Below are 19,075 nucleotides of genomic sequence, written 5' to 3'. Positions count from 1 at the left end.
GAAATTACAGGATTATGCTAAGAAAAACACTTTATGTCTTATGTTATTTTGTTGGATTGCTAGTAAATGCTCAGCAAGAATTTCATGTATTTCCAAAAGATGATGCAAATTCACCAGGAACGTCTCTAGGTAATGGATCTTTAGCTCAACCTTGGGATTTACAAACGGCTTTGAGTCAAACCACAGATATTGTGAATTCTGGCGATACTATTTGGATTCATGAAGGTGTTTATACAGGGAAATTTGCGACTAGTCTTCAAAGTCTTGAACCTAACCAATATATTACTGTCTCTGGTTTTAATGATGATAAAGTTATCCTTAACGGAAATGTGAAATCTCCAAAGAAATCTGTTTTAGAAATTAAAAGCCAACAAGTGATATTTCAAAACTTTGAAGTCACGTTTTTAGGTGAATATGCTAGACATGTTAAGGATAAGGGTTTTATTAGAGCAGATGGAATTAACCATATGTCTGGTCAAGATTGTAAATTCATAAATCTTATAATACATAATAATCCAGGTTCAGGATTTGGTTCTTGGAAGCACACAGGAGGTACTCAAATTTATGGTTGCAAAATTTATAATAATGGTTTCTTTTCCGAAGTAAGAGGACGAGGAGCAGGAATTTATGTTCAAAATTTGAGTGATAAAACTAGAGTCATCAAAAATAACATCATCTTTAATAACTATTATATGGGAATTGAAGTTTGGTCGGCTTCAACAAAAGCAACCTCAAGTTATGTCAAAAACATGTTACTAGAAAATAATACGGTTTTTAATAATGGCTCTTCTGGAGGATATTATAAAAATAATATTATAGTTGCAACAGATGATACTAACGGAATTAATAGAGCGACAAACATTAAGTTAATCAATAATATTTTATTTCATAATATAGATGTTGCAAAAAGCGCAAAAGGAGATGCAGGATCACTAACCTTAGGGATTAATAAAAAAGCACCATTGTTAGATGTTGTCGTCACAGATAACATTATTATAGGAGGTAATAATGCGTTAAGATTTGATAATGCTGAGAATACTGTTTTTAAGCATAATACCATTTATGGAGGTTACGTTCATTTTTATGAACATGGATTGTCAAATGTTGAAACATTAGATTTTAATAACAATGCCTACTTTTCAAAAAATAATAGAAACTTTAGAGTGATTAATAAAAGGGATTATACGATGGCAGATTGGAAATCTTCGTTGTCTATTGATGCTAATAGTACATGGCAAAACATAAAGAGTTTTGAAATGAAATCGATTCTCAATATTTCAAAAAATGAGTTTGCACAAAATGAATATAGAGTTTCGTTATTTCAAAAAGAAGGAAAGCCTGTTATAGTTGATTTTTCAGAATACCATCTAAAAACAGGAACCACATTTAAAATCTATGATGTAGAAAACCCAAAAATCGTTTTAAAATCAGGTGTACTTCAAAACAATGGTAATATTGTATTCCCAATGAATAATTTAAATTTTGAAAAACCACTACACAATACTAAAGCGCAAAAAACGGTATCAAATTTCGGCGTTTTTATAGTGGAATTTGAACATAGTATTCCTTCGGAAATATCCACTGATCAGAAAGATAATGCTTTAAAAAGGTTTTTTAAGTGGTTAGGGTTTTAACTCTTACGTTGTACAACCTCAAATACTTTATTTTCATCACATTTTAAAGTCTTGCTAGGATATTTTAAAAGTAAGGCATAATCGTGAGTTGCCATTAAAATGGTATTACCATTATTATTGATGTCGCGCAATACTTCCATGACCTCAATACTAGTTTGCGGATCTAAATTACCTGTAGGTTCATCTGCTAATATTAACTCAGGATCATTTAATAAGGCTCTAGCAATAGCAATGCGTTGTTGTTCTCCACCAGATAATTCATGCGGAAACTTAAACCCTTTAGTCTTCATATCTACCTTATTCAAAACTGTTTCAATACGCTCCTTAATTTTGGTTTTATCTTTCCAACCTGTAGCTTTTAAAACAAATTCTAAATTGCTGTTTATAGTTCTGTCTGGTAATAATTTAAAATCCTGAAAAACAATACCTAGTTTTCGTCTCAAAAACGGAATATCCTTCTCTTTCATCGTTCTTAAATCATAATCTACAATATGACCTTCACCTTCAGTTAATTGTAAGTCGCCATATAACGTTTTCATAAAACTACTTTTTCCACTTCCGGTTTTACCAATGAGATACACAAAGTCACCTTTGTTCATTTCAAAATTAACATCAGCTAATACCATACTATCACCTTGATAGATTGAGGCATTTTTGAGTTGTAAAACAGTTTCAGACATAGTAATATGAAGATTATTATAGAAATGTAAATGTATTATAAAAGTAGCAATTACCCATATGGTAAAACTAAAATCTCTGTATAAAAACGGAAACTGTAACGTAAACTTATATAAAGCGTCTTTTTAATAACCTTGTTTATAATTATAGCATGATTTTTGCGTTATAGAAATGAAGATAAATTATCTTTGACATCAATTAAAAATCGAACTTAATGACTTTCAGAAAAATAAGTTTTTTTATAGGCGTTTTACTGTTTGCTATGCAATTGCAAGCCCAACAAACGGCCACATATACCAGTGATTTAGTAGAATATCAAAAAGCACTCACACTTTATAATAATCAACAATATCAAGCAGCGCAATCGCTATTTGAATCTATTAAAGAAGATGCTCCCAATGAAACACTGGAGTCTGATTGTGCTTATTATATTGCTAACTGCGCTGTACGACTCAATCAACAAAATGCAGATGATCTCATCCAAGAGTTTATGGAAGATTATCCAACAAGTACCAAAAGAAACACGGCATATTTAGATGTAGCCGATTTTTATTTCGCAAATGGTAAATATGCTTATGCAAGAAAATGGTATGATAAAGTTGACGAAACTGGTATGGCTAGATTAGATCGTGAGAAATTCTATTTCAATTACGGTTATGCTTTGTATTCAACACAAGATGAAGCAGGCGCACAAAAATATTTAAACAAAGTTGTAACTTCAAAAGAATATGGTTCTCAAGCCAAATATTACATAGGGTTTATGGCTTATGAAGGTGATGATTATGATAAAGCTAACGAATACTTTGATCAAGTAAGCGATGAAGAAAAATACAAAGAGAAGTTGTCGTATTACCAAGCCGATCTTAATTTTAAACTCGGTAAGTTTGAAAAAGCAATAGAGCTAGCTAAAGCTCAATTAGATAATAGTAGTGCTCAAGAAAAATCTCAATTGTCAAAAATTATAGGTGAGAGTTATTTTAATTTAGAACAATATTCCGAAGCAATTCCGTTTTTAAAAGCGTATCAAGGTACGCGAGGTAAATGGAATAACGTTGATTATTATCAATTAGGATATGCTTATTATAAGCAAAATGATTTTGAAGCTGCCATTTCAGAATTTAATAAAATCATTGGAGGAGATAACAGCGTTGCTCAAAACGCATATTACCATCTAGGTGAAAGTTATATCAATTTAGATAAAAAACAAGAAGGTTTAAATGCATTTAGAAATGCATCACAAATGGATTATGATTTAAAAATCCAGGAAGATGCTTGGTTAAACTATGCAAAAATTAGTTACGAGATTGGAAACCCATACCAGTCTGTACCACAGGTTTTAACCAGTTATTTAGATAAGTATCCAGATACAAATTATGAGGAAGAAATAGAAACCTTATTAATAGATTCCTATATCACATCAAAAAACTATAAAGAAGCCATCAAATTGTTAGAAGGTAAAAAGAGTTTTGAAAATAGACTAGCATATCAAAAAGTAGCGTTTTATAGAGGAATTGAAATATATAACGAAGGTGATTATACTAACGCTATAGATTTATTTAGTAAGTCAATCAAAGAAGCAAAAGATCCTGTTTTTACAACAAGAGGAATCTTTTGGAAGGCAGAAACAGAATATCACTTAAACAATTTTGACGAAGCGTTAATTGGCTTTAAGCAGTTTGAACAGCAAAGCGAAGCTTCCCAAGTTAATGAAATCAATAATATAGATTACAACATCGCTTACACGTATTTTAAACTTAAAAATTATACAAAAGCAACAGCACATTTTCAAACGTTTGTTGAAAATCATAAGGATGATAAATTACGTTTAAATGATGCCTATTTGAGACTTGGCGACGGCTATTTTGTGTCTAGTGACTATGCCAATGCCATTTCTGCTTATGATAATGCAATAGCTATTAATGAGATTGAAAGTGATTATGCAACTTTTCAAAAAACGATGAGTTTTGGTTATAGTGGGCAAAGTGCCAAGAAAATTGCAGGATTAAATTCTTTTATTTCAAACTATCCAAAATCGTCATTGCGTGATGATGCCATGTATGAATTGGCAAATTCTTATGTTAAAACTAGCGACACTGATAAAGCGATGGCTATGTATGATCGCTTATTTTCAGAATATAAAAACAGTGTTTTTATCTCAAAAGCTTTATTACGTCAAGGCTTATCGTATTATAATGTAAATGATAATGAGCGAGCATTGAGTAAGTTTAAAACAGTAGCTAACGATTATCCATCAACAGAAGAAGCTAATCAAGCCGTAGCAACTGCACGTTTAATTTATATAGATTTAGGTCGCGTTGAGGAGTATGCAGCTTGGGTGAAAACCTTAGATTATATTAATGTGACTGATGCAGAGCTAGATAATACAACCTATTTAGCAGCAGAGAAACAGTATTTAGACAATAATACAGATAGTGCAATTCGTCAATTTAATAAATATTTAAATGAATTTCCTAACGGAATACATGCACTCAAATCTCATTTTTATCTCGCGGAAATGTACACGCAAAAAGACTTGTCTGGCAATGCGAAACCGCATTATGAATATGTCATCAATAAACAAAAAGGGGAATTTACAGAGCAGTCTATAGTTAAATTATCTGAAATATATTTAAGCAATAAGAATTGGGATCAAGCCATTCCGTTATTAAAACGATTAGAAATCGAAGCCGATTATCCGCAAAATATAACTTACGCACAATCCAATTTAATGAATGCTTATTATCAAAAAGAAAACTATACCGAAGCCGTAAACTATGCTGAAAAGTCGCTTCAAAATTCAAAAATTGATAATAAAGTAAAAAGTGATGCACAAATTATTATTGCACGTTCTGCCATAAAAACGGGTAATGAAAATAAAGCTAAATCAGCCTATGCTGAGGTAGAAAAAATAGCAACAGGAGCATTAGCGGCTGAAGCTTTGTACTACAATGCTTATTTTAAAAATAAGGAAGGCAAACATGAAACATCAAATACAACGGTTCAAAAATTAGCTAGAGATTACAGTAGTTATAAATTTTATAGTGCAAAAGGTTTAGTGCTTATGGCAAAAAATTATGATGCGTTGGGAGATGCGTTTCAAGCCACTTATATTTTGGAAAGTGTGATAAGCAATTTTCCAGATTATGATGATGTTGTAAGTGAAGCACAACAAGAATTAAATAGAATCAAGGCTGAAGCCGCAAAAACGAATTCATCTGTACAACCTCAAAATTAAAACCAATTCCTGCTAAAGCAGGAGTCTCCTAATAAATAAGCACGAACATCAATGATAAAACAAATAAAATTCTTAATAATACTTTCATCTATTTTTACACTGTTCGCATGTGGAAATGATGATAATAATACTCAAGAAACACAAGACGTTTTTGAAGGCTGTTGCTCACCAGATCCAGTATTTGGACCTAATGTTGATAATTTAGATCAGTCTGCTGGAGAAATTAAAGTTGATAATATTTTTACACCAAATGGTGATGCATTTAATGACGTTCTTGAAATCGAAAATATCGATTTGTACGATAATCATTCGGTTACCATTTATGATATAAATGATAATATAATTTTTGAATCTAATAACTACGGAAATGAAAATGACTTATTTCCAATAGGTCAACAAGGGGAAAATGGTGTTGTAGGAACGCCAGATGGAACATATAAATACAAAGTAGTTATAGAAAATGAAGGAACATTTCGAGAATCAGGCACCTTTTGCTTATTCACTCAATTTATGAATGTAGAACAAAACTTTAGTGAATGTAACCCACTAGAAGAAGGTTTTGATCCTATAATTTCTGGTAACTAAAAAAATAAAAAATATTAAATATGTCATGCTAAGAGCAGTCGAAGCACAACAATAAGACGATATGAAAAACAATCTCAAATATATAATCCTAGCAATCATAACATTAAATGTTGCAATCACATCTGCTCAAGAAAGAGAAAGTGATAGCATTGAAGGTGGTACAGTAAACGTTGTAAAACCATACACACCAACTGTTAGTGATGCTTTTAAAATTAAAGAAGTCCCTTCTTTAAACGATTCTACAACAATCAAGAAAAAAGAGATTAAGTATAATATTTTTTCAATTCCAGTGGCATCTACATTTACTCCTGCAAAAGGGAAAGCAGCAACAGTAGATAAAGAAAAGGCTGTAAAATTATATGATAATTATGCGTCTTTAGGTGTTGGTACATACACAACGATTTTAGGAGAAGTCTATCTCAATCATGCCATAAGTAGAACCGAACGCGTTGGAGGTTATTTTAGTCATCATTCATCTTCTGGAGATATTGAAGATATCAATTTTGATAATAATTTTTCTGAAACAGGCTTAAATGCACACTACAGTCAAAAACTTAGAGATTACTCTTGGAAAGTAGAAGGAGGATTCCAATTACAACGTTTTAATTGGTACGGTTTGCCAGATCAAAGTGTCGATGTTTTTGATGTAGGTCATTCATTTTATACAGCAAATATTGGCGGTAATATTAAGTTTGATGATGCAATTTTTAAAAAGGGAAGTGTCTTGTTTAGACGTTTTGGTGATGATCAAGATTCTGGAGAAAACCGCTTCGTTTTAAAATCTGGATTTGATGTACCTGTAGCAGACGAAATTATTAACGCAGAAGCAACAATTGATTATTTAGTAGGTTCCTTTGATAGAAACTATTATGTTGCCGAAGAATTGAATTATAGTAACATTATTTTCGGTATTGCACCAAGTTACAAAATGACACAAGATGACTTAAGTCTTAGTTTAGGAGTGAATCTCACGTATTTTAACGATACCGAAGCTAGTGATGGAAAATTCTTTATCTACCCAAACATTACAGCCAGTTACCGTTTGGTAGATGAATTGCTAATTGCTTACGGAAGTATAGAAGGTGGCTTAAATCAAAACTCATATTATGATTTTGCTCAAGAAAATCCGTTTGTGTCACCAACCTTATTTATTACTCCAACAGATCAAGCGTATAATGCAGCATTGGGAATTAAAGGGAAGTTGTCAAATACAATGAGCTACACTATTAACGGACGTTATTTTGCTGATAAAAACAAGGCTTTGTTTAAATCCAATCCAGATGTTGGTATAGATCGTGAGAATTATCAATTCGGTAATTCCTTCGGAATTGCATACGATGACGTCACTACTTTCTCAATTGGTGGTGAATTAAACGTGGATATAAACCGAAATTTTAAACTCGGTTTGAAAGCTGATTATTTTGCATATGATACAGATAACGAAGCTGAAGCTTGGAACCTTCCAGATATTGAAGCTTCTGCATTTTTAGATATTCAAATTGACGAACATTGGTTTGCTGGAGCTAATTTGTTTTTTGTAGGAGAACGAAAAGATGAGTTAGTCACCGGAATTGGAACCCTAAGTTTACCAGTAGTCTCAACCATTAGTTTAGATAGTTATTTTGATGCCAACGCTCATGCAGGCTACAAAATCACAGATCAATTATCGGCTTTTGCAAAAGTGAATAACATAGCAAATCAAAACTATAACCGTTGGATGAATTATCAAGTTCAAGGTATTCAGTTTTTGGTTGGAGCTACGTATCAGTTTGATTTTTAAATTCTGTCACCCAGAACCTAGCGAAGCCATATGTCATTCAGAGCGCAGCAAAGAATCTTTGATTACAGTAGATCAATGTGTATGAGATTCATCAGTCGTTCCTCCTTCTGAATGACAGCAGGAGTTTATATTTTACTCATATTATCATAACAGCCAACTGTCATTCAGAGCGCAGCGAGGAATCTTTTATAAAATTAAATTATCAAGAGCTCCTTCAGTTGTTCCTCCTTCATAATAACAAATCCAATGCTTTTTGTATTTTTACTACACTAAAAAATCAACCATGAAAAAACTATCCATTCTAATTATTTTATTTGCTGTTTTCTCTTGTTCCGAAGAAAAAAAACAAGCAGATTCTATAGTATTCAACGCCAACATTTATACCGTTAATGATGCCTTCGGAAAAGCAGAAGCCTTCGCTATAAAAGATGGTAAGTTTATAGAAGTTGGTTCTTCTGAACGTATAAAATCAACCTACAATTCTGAAAATATAATTGATGCCAACGGAAAAACAATCGTTCCAGGGTTAATAGATGCACATTGCCATTTTCTAGGGTTAGGTTTTAATCAGTATGCAGTAGATTTAGTAGGTACAAAAAGTTTTGAAGATGTGGTGAAACGTGTTTCAACGTTTCAGAATAAAAACCAAGCACCTTATATTACAGGTCGTGGTTGGGATCAGAATGATTGGGAAGAGAAAGAATTTCCGAAGAAAACATTATTAGACAAATTATTTCCAAATACTCCAATTGCTTTAACCCGAATTGATGGTCATGCGATTTTATGTAATCAAGCGGCTTTAGATTTAGGTAAAGTGACTGTAGACAGTAAAGTAGAAGGAGGTGAGGTTGTTATAGAAAACGGTGAGTTAACAGGTGTCTTGGTGGATAATGCCGAAGGTTTAGTTTGGCAACATTGGCCAGAATCAACACGCGAAGACGCTGTGAAAGCCTTACTTGCTGCTCAAGAAATTTGCTTTGATTTAGGTCTAACTACTGTTGATGATGCAGGTTTAGATCAACAATCTATTGAGCTTATTGATAGCTTACAACAAACAGGAGATTTAAAAATGCGAGTCTATGCTATGGTGTCTTACACACCAGAAAACTTAGATTATTATATTAACAAAGGCATAACAAAAACCGATAGGTTAAATGTACGTTCATTTAAATTTTATGCCGATGGTGCATTGGGTTCTAGAGGCGCTATGTTGAGAGAACCCTATAGCGATAAAGACAATCATTTTGGATTATTAGTCACAGATTTGAAAACATTTAATAGATCTGCTCAAAAAATATCTAACTCAGAATTTCAAATGAATACACATGCCATTGGAGACAGTGCAAATCATGCCGTTTTAAGAACTTATAATAAGGTATTGGCTGGCAAAACGGATAGACGATGGCGAGTGGAACATGCGCAAGTGGTCTCACCAGAGGATTTTGATTTGTATAAAAATGTGATGCCATCTATTCAACCAACACATGCAACTAGTGATATGTATTGGGCAGAAGATCGTTTAGGTAGTGAACGTATAAAAGGCGCTTACGCTTATAAGGATTTGCTTGATGCCTACGGAAAAGTAGCTTTAGGGACAGATTTTCCGGTGGAACAAGTGAGTCCGTTTTTAACTTTTTATGCAGCTGTTGCTAGACAAGATTTAGAACAATATCCTGAAGGTGGATTTCAGAAAGAAAACGGATTAACTCGTGAGGAAACTCTAAAAGGAATGACCATTTGGGCTGCTTATTCTAATTTTGAAGAACACGAAAAAGGTAGTATTGAAACTGGGAAATTTGCAGATTTTATCATTTTAGATCAAGATATTATGACTGTGGAACAGAGTGAAATTCCTAAGATTAAGGTGGAGAAGACGTTTGTTGGAGGAGAGGAGCAGTAAAGAAATAATGGTTATTTGGAATAGCAATATGTCATTCTGAGCGCAGCAAAGAATCTTTGATAAATAAGTAAATTCTATATGAGATTCATCAGTCATTCTTCCTTCTGAATGACAGCAGGAGTTTGTGTTTTACTCATATCAATGTAACAGCAATATGTCATTCAGAGTGCAGCGAAGAATCTTTGATTAAATAAGTTTAATACGTATGAGATTCATCAGTCATTCTTCCTTCTGAATGACAATGTTAACTTTAATTCTAAGTAGATAATTTTAAAATGCAATATGTCATTCAGAGCGCAGCTAAGAATCTTTTATTACAGTAGATCAATGTGTATGAGATTCATCAGTCGTTCCTCCTTCTTCTGAATGACAGCAGGAGTTTTTATTTCACTCATATCAACATAACAGCCATATGTCATTCAGAGCGCAGCGAAGAATCTTTTATTACAGTAGATCAATGTGTATGAGATTCATCAGTCGTTCCTCCTTCTTCTGAATGACAGCAGGAGTTTTTATTTTACTCATATCAATGTAACAGCAATATGTCATTCAGAGTGCAGCGAAGAATCTTTTATTACAGTAGATTAATGTGTATGAGATTCATCAGTCGTTCCTCCTTCTGAATGACAGCAGGAGTTTTTATTTCACTCATATCAATGTAACAGCAATATGTCATTCAGAGCGCAGCTAAGAATCTTTGATTACAGTAGATTAATGTGTATGAGATTCATCAGTCGTTTTTCCTTCTGAATGACAGCAGGAGTTTTTATTTCACTCATATCATCATAACAGCAATATGTCATTCAGAGTGCAGCGAAGAATCTTTGATTACAGTAGATTAATGTGTATGAGATTCATCAGTCGTTCCTTCCTTCTGAATGACAGCAGGAGTTTTTATTTCACTCATATCAACATAACAGCCATATGTCATTCAGAGTGCAGCGAAGAATCTTTTATTACAGTAGATTAATGTGTATGAGATTCATCAGTCGTTTTTCCTTCTGAATGACAATGTTAACTTTAATTCTAAGTAGATAATTTTAAAATGCAATATGTCATTCAGAGCGCAGCGAAGAATCTTTGATTAAATAAGTTTAATACGTATGAGATTCATCAGTCATTCTTCCTTCTGAATGACAGCAGGAGTTTGTGTTTTACTCATATCAATGTAACAGCAATATGTCAATCAGAGCGCAGCGAAGAATTTACTTGACACTAATCCGAGCCAAAAAATCAAAATGCTCACCATCGATTACTTTCTCACATTGTAAGCCAACAACATCACAAGCGAGTTGTAAACGCTCAAAATCGATGTATAACCATTTCATTTTATCTTCTTCGTCACCTTTATAACTGAGAAAATAATCTAATTCTCCGTAATAATTTGCGTTGGTATCTATCCATAATCCACCATCATCATCTTGGTACATGTATTCAATATCAGAAGAATCTATCAAAATTTGACCTCCAGGTTTTAAAAGCGATTTTATATGGTTAAGATATTTAGAGACTTGAGAGACCTCTTGAAAAATTCCTGTGCCATTCATCAATAAAAGAATCGTGTCAAAGGTTTCAGTTTCTTCGAGAATGTCTTTTTGTTCAACATTAAATATACCTCGTTTTTTTGCAACCTCTACAGCGCCTTTAGAAATATCAATCGCTTTTACGTTGAGACCTTTCTCTTGAAGATATAAACTATGACTTCCAGAGCCACAACCAACATCTAAAATGGTTCCTTTTGCTAATTGTAACGCCTTTTGTTCTAGTTTGGGCATTTCCGAATAACTACGGAAAAGATAGGGTAACGGTAATTCATCTTCACCAGAAATATTGGTTGAGGTGATAAGGTCTTCGGTATAATTATTGTTTAAATAATCTAGTAAGGCTTTACCAAAAAGGTCTTTTTTCATAATTTTTGTGATGTTAAACTTGATTTAGCATCTCATAAAAGTGTTATTTTTACAGTATGCAAGACTTCATTAATAATCTCCCAAAGCTCGCCAAAGATAAACATAAGGAGAATAAAACCTTCTTTACAAAGCTTAAAAAAAAACCGCCTAAAAAGTTAGACTACATCATGCAAGAGCTGCATGAAGATGAATTTGAACGTACAGATTGCTTAGAGTGCGCCAATTGTTGTAAAACAACAGGACCATTATTTACCTCAAAAGATATTGAGCGTATTGCCAAGTTTTTCAAAATGAAGCAACAACAATTTATTGATACATACTTGAGAGTAGATGAAGAGAATGATTATGTACTGCAATCGGTACCTTGTACGTTTTTGGGGGCAGATAATTATTGTTCTATTTATGAAGTGAGACCAAAGGCATGCAGAGAATTTCCGCATACGGATCGGAAAAAATTTCAACAAATTTCAAGCTTAACATTAAAAAATGTAGCCATTTGTCCTGCAGCATTTAATATTGTAGAAGCCATGAAAAAAAATATAAAACTGTAATGTGACTATGAAAAAACTAATTGTAATTCTATTATGTTTTGTTTCAGTTTCTAGTTTTGCTCAAATAAGAGAATGGAATACGTCTTTGAAGGCAGCGAAAGATCTAGCTACAATACAAGATAAGATGATTTTGATGATGTGGGAAGAATCTACGCTATATCCTCTACCAGTTATCATCAATGCTGAAAATGGTAAAAAAGTGTTCATTGAAGATATGTTTACCAATGAGTATGTAAATAATTTGCTTTGGGAATATTTTATTCCAGTAGTCGTCAGTGAATCTAATTATACTGAATTATTTAATGAGATACGAGATGAAAGAAGCGCAGACTACATAAATACGTTTAATGATGATACCATTAAGGTTTTAGATGTAAATGGCAACATTTTAAATGTAGAGGTTAATCCAAATGATAATTACCTAAATATAACTGAGTTTATTTTAAAATATGCGCTTAATACATCGTTGTTAAAGGGTGAATATGTAGCGTATAAAGAATCAAAAAACTTCTATTCGGCATTTCGATTAGCAGCAGGTTATGTAGATATGTCGTCATTTGTACTGCCTGAGACCAAACACGAAATGATATTATTATCTAATATCTATTTTGATGAAGCGCGAGATTTTTTAAATCAAGAGCCTATTGAGAATTCAAATTTATACGTTCATAAAATTGATCTCCAAAAAATGAAACAACAGTTAATTCTAGATAAGCCTAGAAAGGTTTTAAGACAACTTAAACGCTTAGATCCTGAAATTCTAAAAGCTAACGATTCAGAAATTGCCTTTTTATATTTTACAGCTCATTTGTTATTAAATGATGAAAAAAGTGCAAGCGAGTGGAGAAATAAACTTTCTTTAGTAAATTTGAAGAAAGCCAGTCAGATTATAATATCTAACCAATAATATTATGCGACACTGGGTCACATTCAATCTTTTAAAAAAAATATGAGAAAAGCCTTATTAATAGTTGTTGCATTACTGTGTTTTACATGCAGCTCTGATGATGATAGCAGCAATACCAATTTAAACCTAAACTTACTCTATGGTACATGGTATCATGTAGATTTATGCCAAGAGTATAACAGGCTCATTTTAGATGCTAATCAAAATTATTCAACACGATATTCTGGTTCGCAAGATTGTGACGATCCAGAGCCAGATATTTATGAGTTTAGTGGCACCTTTGGAGTTAGTGGTAATTTCATTATCTATACTGAAACCAATGCAGAGTTAATCGTTGATGGGACTAATCTTTCAGTTTTAGATTTTATTAATCCTGATATAAAACATGAAATTCTAGAGCTTACAACTACAACTTTAGTTATTAATTCATACCTTGAAGAGGGTAATAACATTGTACGAGATTTAGGTACAGCCACTTATGAACACTAAATTATGGAACAGGTAATTAATTATTTTGAAACGATACCTACGCTCCATAGAAGTTTGATTCTTGTAGGAGGACTCACATTATTTTGGTTACTTGAAGGAACGCTACCATTATTTAATTTTAAATACAAAAAATGGAAACATGCAGCTCCTAATTTGTTCTTTACGCTTACAACCATAATTGTCAACTTTGCACTAGCATTTACATTGGTGGCCACGTCAGATTGGGTCAAAGTCAATAATTTTGGCATTATTAACTGGATTCCTAATCTTCCACTTTGGGCTTATGCTTTGCTTGGTGTGTTATTTTTAGATTTTTTTGGAGCTTATCTTGCGCACTATGTAGAACACAAAGTTAAACCACTATGGATGGTACATTTAGTGCATCACTCAGATCATAATGTAGATACAACAACAGCCAATAGACATCATCCTTTAGAGAGTATCATTCGTTTTGCATTCACTTTATTAGGTGTGTTTGTGGTTGGAGCTCCAATTGCTATTGTGTTTTTATACCAATCATTATCTTTAGTAGCAACACAGTTTACACATGCTAATATTAAATTACCAAAAAAAGTAGATACAATTATAAGTTACATATTGGTGTCTCCAGACATGCATAAAGTGCATCATCATTATAAGTTGCCTTATACAGATTCTAACTACGGAAACATCTTCTCCATTTGGGATCGTCTATTTGGAACATTTATGACCTTAGATAGAAATACTATTATTTATGGTGTAGATACATTTTATGATGAAGAAGCTAATGGTAAACTAAGTGTACTGCTTAAACAACCATTTCATAAATACCGCAATCCAACGACCCTTAAACCACAAGAGTAATGCGCTATATTTGGATTTTAAGCTTCATTCTCTTATATAACTGTAAGTCGCAAAAAGCAATGGATATTCAAGGTCATAGAGGCTGTAGAGGTTTACATCCCGAAAATTCTTTGCCAGCATTTAAAAAGGCTTTAGAGCTAAAAGTACATACCTTAGAGTTAGATTTAGCCATTTCAAAAGATCATAAAGTTGTTGTATCTCATGAGCCTTTTATGAATCATGAAATTGCTTTAGATCTCTTCGGAAATGAGATAACTCCAAACCTTGAAAAATCATTCAATTTGTACCAAATGCCATATGATAGCATTAAATTATATGACTGTGGTAGCAAAAAGCACCCAAGATTCCCATTTCAGAAAAACGAAAAAGTATATAAACCATTATTGAAAGAAATCATTGATTTAGCCGAACGTGAATCGGAAAATACAATCTTTTATAATATAGAAATTAAAAGTATGCCAGAGTATGATGGCATCTATTCACCAAGCGTTAAAGCGTTTGTAAAGTTAGTTCTTGATATTGTTGAAACTAAAGGTATAAGTGAAAGAACGATTATGCAATCTTTTGATATGAGAGCTTTAGAAGAAACCAAACTGCAAAATCCGCAACTTCAAACTGCATTACTTGTTGATGAAAATGAGTTTATAGATACCAAACTTCAAACACTCTCTTATAAGCCAGAGATTATTAGTCCGTATTTTAAACTCCTAGATAAAGAAACCGTTTTAAAACTTCAAAATGATGGTTTCAAAATTATTCCATGGACTGTAAATGAAATTGATGATATTAATCTCATGTACGATCTAAATGTTGATGGTATAATCTCAGACTTTCCAGATAGAATTATTCAATTAAATATCAATAAAAAATAAAAACCTATCGTTTAAGTGTTCATTTTTAGCGACTTAATGACGTTGTGTGTTTAGTGAATTTCTTTTAAACGTGTTATTGGTCTATTTTATTTGTAACATGAATCCGTTCATCGTTTCTTTTTATTAATACATCTAAGTTATTAACAAAGCATACAAAATGCCTTTAAGTTTGTGGTGTACTAATGTTGAGGTTCTAGGTAAAACTAGAGTTTAATTGTAGTGCATGACATAAATAAATCCATAACCTCAAAATGAGGTTGGATATATACCGAGTTTAATCTTTAAATGGCCCCAATCATGAACAAGTTAACTAACCTAGACCTATCATTAATTCGCCTATGCGTCATAGTTATTTCATTTCTTATAAGTAATAACAACGCATTTGCTCAGGAAGAAACATTTACTTTAATTAAAAAAAACATCAATCCGTTGGCTTATGAGCTCGATCATAATCTATCAGATAATCAAGATTCTCTACTCTTAGAAAACAAATATTTATTTAAAAAAGTTCGTTTTATAAGTAATACTACCGAAAAAGTGTTTGACTTTAAACCAGCAGTAAAAAGCGCAAAAATTTCTTTAGAAGAATTGCCTTTAGGTAAATATACTGTAATGTTTTATCAAGCAGATAAAATTATTGTGTTTCAAATAGATAGATTATTACCGTTTGATTACGTTGCTCCTTTTGAATCTGATATGGCTGTAGCTGCTCTTGCAGATGTAGAATTAGATGTAAATGATGTCGCAAGTATCTCGACTAATATTGATTTAGGTTTAGACATAGATAATGTGTCTAGGAGCATCGCAAATAATAATACTGACAAAGCCTATGCGGCTTTTGAAGACAAAGTATCAAAGACTTATGATCTCTCTGAACAAGATCGTTCAAAAGTTCAAACACGAGCAGAGTACAGACGAACAAACCTTAGACCCAACGGTAAGCCGTACCTTGATTAATAATTATCATAATTTAACTAACTCGCGCGAATACGACTTCGGTTTGATTAACCGTAAATTGTTTTTTTTATTTTTTGAAAAGGTAAATCAATTTCAAGCTTTAAATTTAATTTGTGATTCTGCGCTTCAAATAGAATCTATTCATAAAGTAAATACTTATCCCTTTTACTTCGAAAATTCTCTAATCCATCAGCCCAAGTTTCACGAATTTCTTTCTCAGAAACACCAGATTCAATCTGCAGTCGCAAAGCTTTTGTGCCAGCAAGTTTAGAAAAGAAATCATTAAAAAATACTTTTTTGTCTATTGAGTTTTGATACGCGTTAATCAAATAACTCAAGTCTATTTGATTAAGATTTTCACCTTTGCTTAAATCCTCACCATAACACAACACACCATCATGTTTTGGATATTTAGCACCTTCATTTGGCATTGGTATATATTTAAAGTTATACACCGTTTTATCTAAATACGGACTTCCATAAATTTGAAATTGCTTAGAGGTGCCACGACCTGCATTAACATTAGTACCTTCAAAAAAGCAAAGGCTAGGATAGAGGTTTATAGATTTGTCGTTTGGTAAATTAGGAGACGGTTTTATTGGTAAACTATAAGCTTTGTCATGCGAGTAATTTTGCATTTCAATAATCGTAAGGTCGCATGTAATCTTATTTTCTAACCAACCTTCGCCATTTATCATTTTTGCATATTCACCAATGGTCATCCCATGAACAACAGGTATTGGGTGCATCCCAACAAAACTTTTATGCTCAAGTTCTAAAATAGGGCCATCAATATAATTTCCATTTGGGTTTGGTCTATCTAATATAATAACAGGGATTTTAGCCTCAGCACAAGCTTCCATCACATAATGTAAACTAGAAATATACGTGTAAAAACGTGCTCCAACATCTTGAATATCAAAAATCACGACATCTAAATCTGCTAATTGTTTAAGAGATGGTTTTTTGTTTTTTCCGTAGAGTGATACAATAGGTAAATTGGTTTTGGTATCAATACCATCTTTTACGATTTCGCCTGCATCTGCTTGACCTCTAAATCCATGCTCAGGCGCAAATACTTTTTTGATGTTAACGTCTCTTTGTAATAAGCTATCTACAATATGAGTAAAAGTAATAGTGCCTTGAGCTTCTTTACTCGAGAAAATAACACTAGTTTGATTTGCAATAATACCAACACGCTTTCCTTTTAATAAAGGTAAATACGTGTCAATTAGGTTTGCAGCAACTATAATATCATCATTAAATTGATCCTCCTCTAATGTGTTTTTAGAATTCAGGATGTCATTATTTTGAGCAGTATGATCCTTTGTTTTTGAGCCACAAGAAATGAGAACCAAAACAAACAGAATAATTATCGGGAAAACCCTATTTTTGAACTTCGATAAACGCATATAATAATTTTGAATTACGAGTTTTTTATAGCTAAACGCATTATTGGTAGTAAAGCGTATAAAAGTAGTGTTTCGGCACCAATAATAAAAATTGGTATTGCTGCAATTGCTATTGGTATTGTTGTTATGCTTATTGCTATTGCTACAGGTTTAGGACTTCAAAAAAAAGTGAGAGAAAAGGTTGTAGCATTTAATGGTCATATCACCATCAATAATTATGACACTAACGATTCTAACGAATCCATCGTACCAATTTCTCTAGATCAAGCATTTTATCCACAATTTAATGCCGTTGAAGATATTAAACATATTCAAGGAGTTGCTACTAAATTTGGGATTATTAGAACAGAAACCGATTTTGAAGGCATTGTACTTAAAGGTGTTGGTGCCGATTATGATTGGTCTTACCTCAAAGATTTTTTAGTAGATGGTGTGTTGCCAGCCTACCAAGGGAAACTCAGTAACGATGTGGTAATTTCGAGCTATTTAGCTAATAGATTACAATTTAAAGTTGGAGATACTTTTGAAACTATGTTTGGAAAAGAGAGTATTGATGATATTCCTTTTCAACGGAAATTTAACGTGGTTGGAATTTTCAACTCCGGATTTCAAGATATTGATAAAAACTTCATGATTGGTGATTTAAGTCATATTCAACGTATGAATAAATGGGAAAAAACCGAAGTAGGAAACTTTGAAGTCTATCTCAAAGATTTTACCCAACTATTAGAAAAAGAACAACAAATACGTGATAATACACCATCACACTTAGACACACAAACCATAGAAGAAAAGTTTTATACCACCTTTGAATGGATTAAAATATTTGATAATAATACCTATGGGATAATCGCCATCATGATTATCGTAGCAGGAATTAATATGATCACAGCCTTACTCGTTCTAATTTTAGAACGTACCCAAATGATTGGTATTTTAAAAGCATTAGGAAGTAGCAATTGGAGTATTAGAAAAGTATTTTTGTACAACGCAACCTATTTAATTGGCTTGGGTTTACTTTGGGGAAATAGCATTGGTTTGGCTTTATTATTTGCTCAGCAGCAATTTGAACTACTAAAGTTTCCAGACCCAGAGCAATATTACGTATCTATAATTCCTGTGCATATTGGTTTAGATTATATTATTTTACTCAACATAGGGACATTTGTTGCTTGTTTTTTAATGTTATTAATTCCATCGGTTATTATCTCAAAAATATCTCCTGTTAAGGCCATTCGCTTTGAGTAATTTATAAAAAATGGTGATTTAAGTTTTGTTGAGTTGGGAGTTACCTTTTATCACGTTCTGGTGATAAAACGTCA

15 protein-coding genes are annotated in these 19,075 nt (G+C 32.5%); 12 read left to right on the top strand and 3 right to left on the bottom strand.

The window, feature by feature from the left end; genetic code table 11:
• The first annotated feature begins 14 nt into the window (after positions 1 to 14).
• Positions 15 to 1,634 (top strand): right-handed parallel beta-helix repeat-containing protein, encoded by a 1,620-nt coding sequence (locus TD29_RS03180; protein ID WP_040278848.1) that lies wholly within the window; start codon positions 15 to 17, stop codon positions 1,632 to 1,634.
• Here the strand turns inward: TD29_RS03180 and TD29_RS03175 are convergent.
• Positions 1,631 to 2,314 carry a cell division ATP-binding protein FtsE gene (locus tag TD29_RS03175; RefSeq protein WP_040278847.1) on the bottom strand — a complete coding sequence of 228 codons (684 nt, stop codon included), beginning with the start codon at positions 2,312 to 2,314 and terminating at the stop codon, positions 1,631 to 1,633. The two genes, TD29_RS03180 and TD29_RS03175, sit on opposite strands and share 4 nt — an antisense overlap.
• 212 nt (positions 2,315 to 2,526) lie before the next feature.
• On the opposite strand from TD29_RS03175, the gene TD29_RS03170 reads away from it, so the two are divergent.
• The 4 genes from TD29_RS03170 to TD29_RS03155 all read left to right on the top strand — a co-directional run bounded on the left by TD29_RS03170 (position 2,527) and on the right by TD29_RS03155 (position 9,812).
• Positions 2,527 to 5,547, top strand: coding sequence for a tetratricopeptide repeat protein (locus TD29_RS03170; RefSeq protein WP_040278846.1), 3,021 nt, complete (start codon positions 2,527 to 2,529; stop codon positions 5,545 to 5,547).
• A 51-nt stretch (positions 5,548 to 5,598) separates the two neighbouring features.
• Entirely contained in the window at positions 5,599 to 6,132 is a 534-nt protein-coding gene (locus tag TD29_RS03165) for a T9SS type B sorting domain-containing protein (protein ID WP_040278844.1), read from the top strand.
• 61 nt (positions 6,133 to 6,193) lie between these two features.
• The gene (locus TD29_RS03160) at positions 6,194 to 7,912 is read left to right on the top strand and encodes a porin family protein (RefSeq protein ID WP_040278842.1); all 1,719 of its coding nucleotides are present in this window, start codon (positions 6,194 to 6,196) and stop codon (positions 7,910 to 7,912) included.
• Positions 7,913 to 8,195: 283 nt separating this feature from the next.
• A complete protein-coding gene (locus TD29_RS03155; RefSeq protein ID WP_040278841.1) occupies positions 8,196 to 9,812 on the top strand; it encodes an amidohydrolase in 1,617 nt (538 codons plus the stop codon).
• 1,205 nt (positions 9,813 to 11,017) lie between these two features.
• Here the strand turns inward: TD29_RS03155 and TD29_RS03150 are convergent.
• Positions 11,018 to 11,722, bottom strand: a complete 705-nt coding sequence (locus TD29_RS03150) for a class I SAM-dependent methyltransferase (RefSeq protein ID WP_040278840.1) — start codon at positions 11,720 to 11,722, stop codon at positions 11,018 to 11,020.
• Between the two features lie 56 nt (positions 11,723 to 11,778).
• Between TD29_RS03150 and TD29_RS03145 the strand changes: the two genes are divergently transcribed.
• The 6 genes from TD29_RS03145 to TD29_RS03120 all read left to right on the top strand — a co-directional run bounded on the left by TD29_RS03145 (position 11,779) and on the right by TD29_RS03120 (position 16,341).
• A complete protein-coding gene (locus TD29_RS03145) occupies positions 11,779 to 12,273 on the top strand; it encodes a YkgJ family cysteine cluster protein (protein ID WP_040278838.1) in 495 nt (164 codons plus the stop codon).
• 7 nt (positions 12,274 to 12,280) lie between these two features.
• On the top strand, positions 12,281 to 13,180 hold the full coding sequence (locus TD29_RS03140) for a hypothetical protein (protein WP_152611449.1): 900 nt from the start codon (positions 12,281 to 12,283) through the stop codon (positions 13,178 to 13,180).
• A gap of 42 nt (positions 13,181 to 13,222) precedes the next feature.
• Positions 13,223 to 13,669, top strand: coding sequence for a hypothetical protein (locus tag TD29_RS03135; protein WP_040278835.1), 447 nt, complete (start codon positions 13,223 to 13,225; stop codon positions 13,667 to 13,669).
• A gap of 3 nt (positions 13,670 to 13,672) precedes the next feature.
• Entirely contained in the window at positions 13,673 to 14,512 is an 840-nt protein-coding gene (locus TD29_RS03130; protein ID WP_040278834.1) for a sterol desaturase family protein, read from the top strand.
• A complete protein-coding gene (locus TD29_RS03125) occupies positions 14,512 to 15,384 on the top strand; it encodes a glycerophosphodiester phosphodiesterase family protein (RefSeq protein ID WP_040278833.1) in 873 nt (290 codons plus the stop codon). Before TD29_RS03130 ends, TD29_RS03125 begins: the two co-directional genes overlap by 1 nt.
• Positions 15,385 to 15,681: 297 nt before the next feature.
• Positions 15,682 to 16,341, top strand: a complete 660-nt coding sequence (locus tag TD29_RS03120) for a hypothetical protein (protein ID WP_040278832.1) — start codon at positions 15,682 to 15,684, stop codon at positions 16,339 to 16,341.
• Between the two features lie 137 nt (positions 16,342 to 16,478).
• Here TD29_RS03120 and TD29_RS03115 read toward each other — a convergent pair whose 3' ends face one another.
• A complete protein-coding gene (locus tag TD29_RS03115) occupies positions 16,479 to 17,753 on the bottom strand; it encodes an exo-beta-N-acetylmuramidase NamZ family protein (protein WP_040278831.1) in 1,275 nt (424 codons plus the stop codon).
• A 9-nt stretch (positions 17,754 to 17,762) separates the two neighbouring features.
• Here TD29_RS03115 and TD29_RS03110 point away from each other — a divergent pair, with 9 nt between their 5' ends.
• Positions 17,763 to 19,001 carry an ABC transporter permease gene (locus tag TD29_RS03110; RefSeq protein WP_040278830.1) on the top strand — a complete coding sequence of 413 codons (1,239 nt, stop codon included), beginning with the start codon at positions 17,763 to 17,765 and terminating at the stop codon, positions 18,999 to 19,001.
• Positions 19,002 to 19,075 lie beyond the last annotated feature (74 nt).

Origin of the sequence: Psychroserpens damuponensis, assembly GCF_000826655.1 — a bacterium.
Taxonomy (GTDB): domain Bacteria; phylum Bacteroidota; class Bacteroidia; order Flavobacteriales; family Flavobacteriaceae; genus Psychroserpens; species Psychroserpens damuponensis.
This window is presented reverse-complemented; position numbering and strand designations above follow the sequence as displayed.

What these genes read in the sequence shown, in the direction of transcription:
- TD29_RS03130 (WP_040278834.1), top strand. Translation starts at nt 13,673, where the DNA reads ATGGAACAGGTAATTAATTATTTTGAAACGATACCTACGCTCCATAGA.
- TD29_RS03160 (WP_040278842.1), top strand. Translation starts at nt 6,194, where the DNA reads ATGAAAAACAATCTCAAATATATAATCCTAGCAATCATAACATTAAAT.
- TD29_RS03120 (WP_040278832.1), top strand. Translation starts at nt 15,682, where the DNA reads ATGAACAAGTTAACTAACCTAGACCTATCATTAATTCGCCTATGCGTC.
- TD29_RS03155 (WP_040278841.1), top strand. Translation starts at nt 8,196, where the DNA reads ATGAAAAAACTATCCATTCTAATTATTTTATTTGCTGTTTTCTCTTGT.
- TD29_RS03145 (WP_040278838.1), top strand. Translation starts at nt 11,779, where the DNA reads ATGCAAGACTTCATTAATAATCTCCCAAAGCTCGCCAAAGATAAACAT.
- TD29_RS03125 (WP_040278833.1), top strand. Translation starts at nt 14,512, where the DNA reads ATGCGCTATATTTGGATTTTAAGCTTCATTCTCTTATATAACTGTAAG.
- TD29_RS03135 (WP_040278835.1), top strand. Translation starts at nt 13,223, where the DNA reads ATGAGAAAAGCCTTATTAATAGTTGTTGCATTACTGTGTTTTACATGC.
- TD29_RS03165 (WP_040278844.1), top strand. Translation starts at nt 5,599, where the DNA reads ATGATAAAACAAATAAAATTCTTAATAATACTTTCATCTATTTTTACA.
- TD29_RS03150 (WP_040278840.1), bottom strand. Translation starts at nt 11,722, where the DNA reads ATGAAAAAAGACCTTTTTGGTAAAGCCTTACTAGATTATTTAAACAAT.
- TD29_RS03180 (WP_040278848.1), top strand. Translation starts at nt 15, where the DNA reads ATGCTAAGAAAAACACTTTATGTCTTATGTTATTTTGTTGGATTGCTA.
- TD29_RS03170 (WP_040278846.1), top strand. Translation starts at nt 2,527, where the DNA reads ATGACTTTCAGAAAAATAAGTTTTTTTATAGGCGTTTTACTGTTTGCT.
- TD29_RS03140 (WP_152611449.1), top strand. Translation starts at nt 12,281, where the DNA reads ATGAAAAAACTAATTGTAATTCTATTATGTTTTGTTTCAGTTTCTAGT.
- TD29_RS03115 (WP_040278831.1), bottom strand. Translation starts at nt 17,753, where the DNA reads ATGCGTTTATCGAAGTTCAAAAATAGGGTTTTCCCGATAATTATTCTG.
- TD29_RS03175 (WP_040278847.1), bottom strand. Translation starts at nt 2,314, where the DNA reads ATGTCTGAAACTGTTTTACAACTCAAAAATGCCTCAATCTATCAAGGT.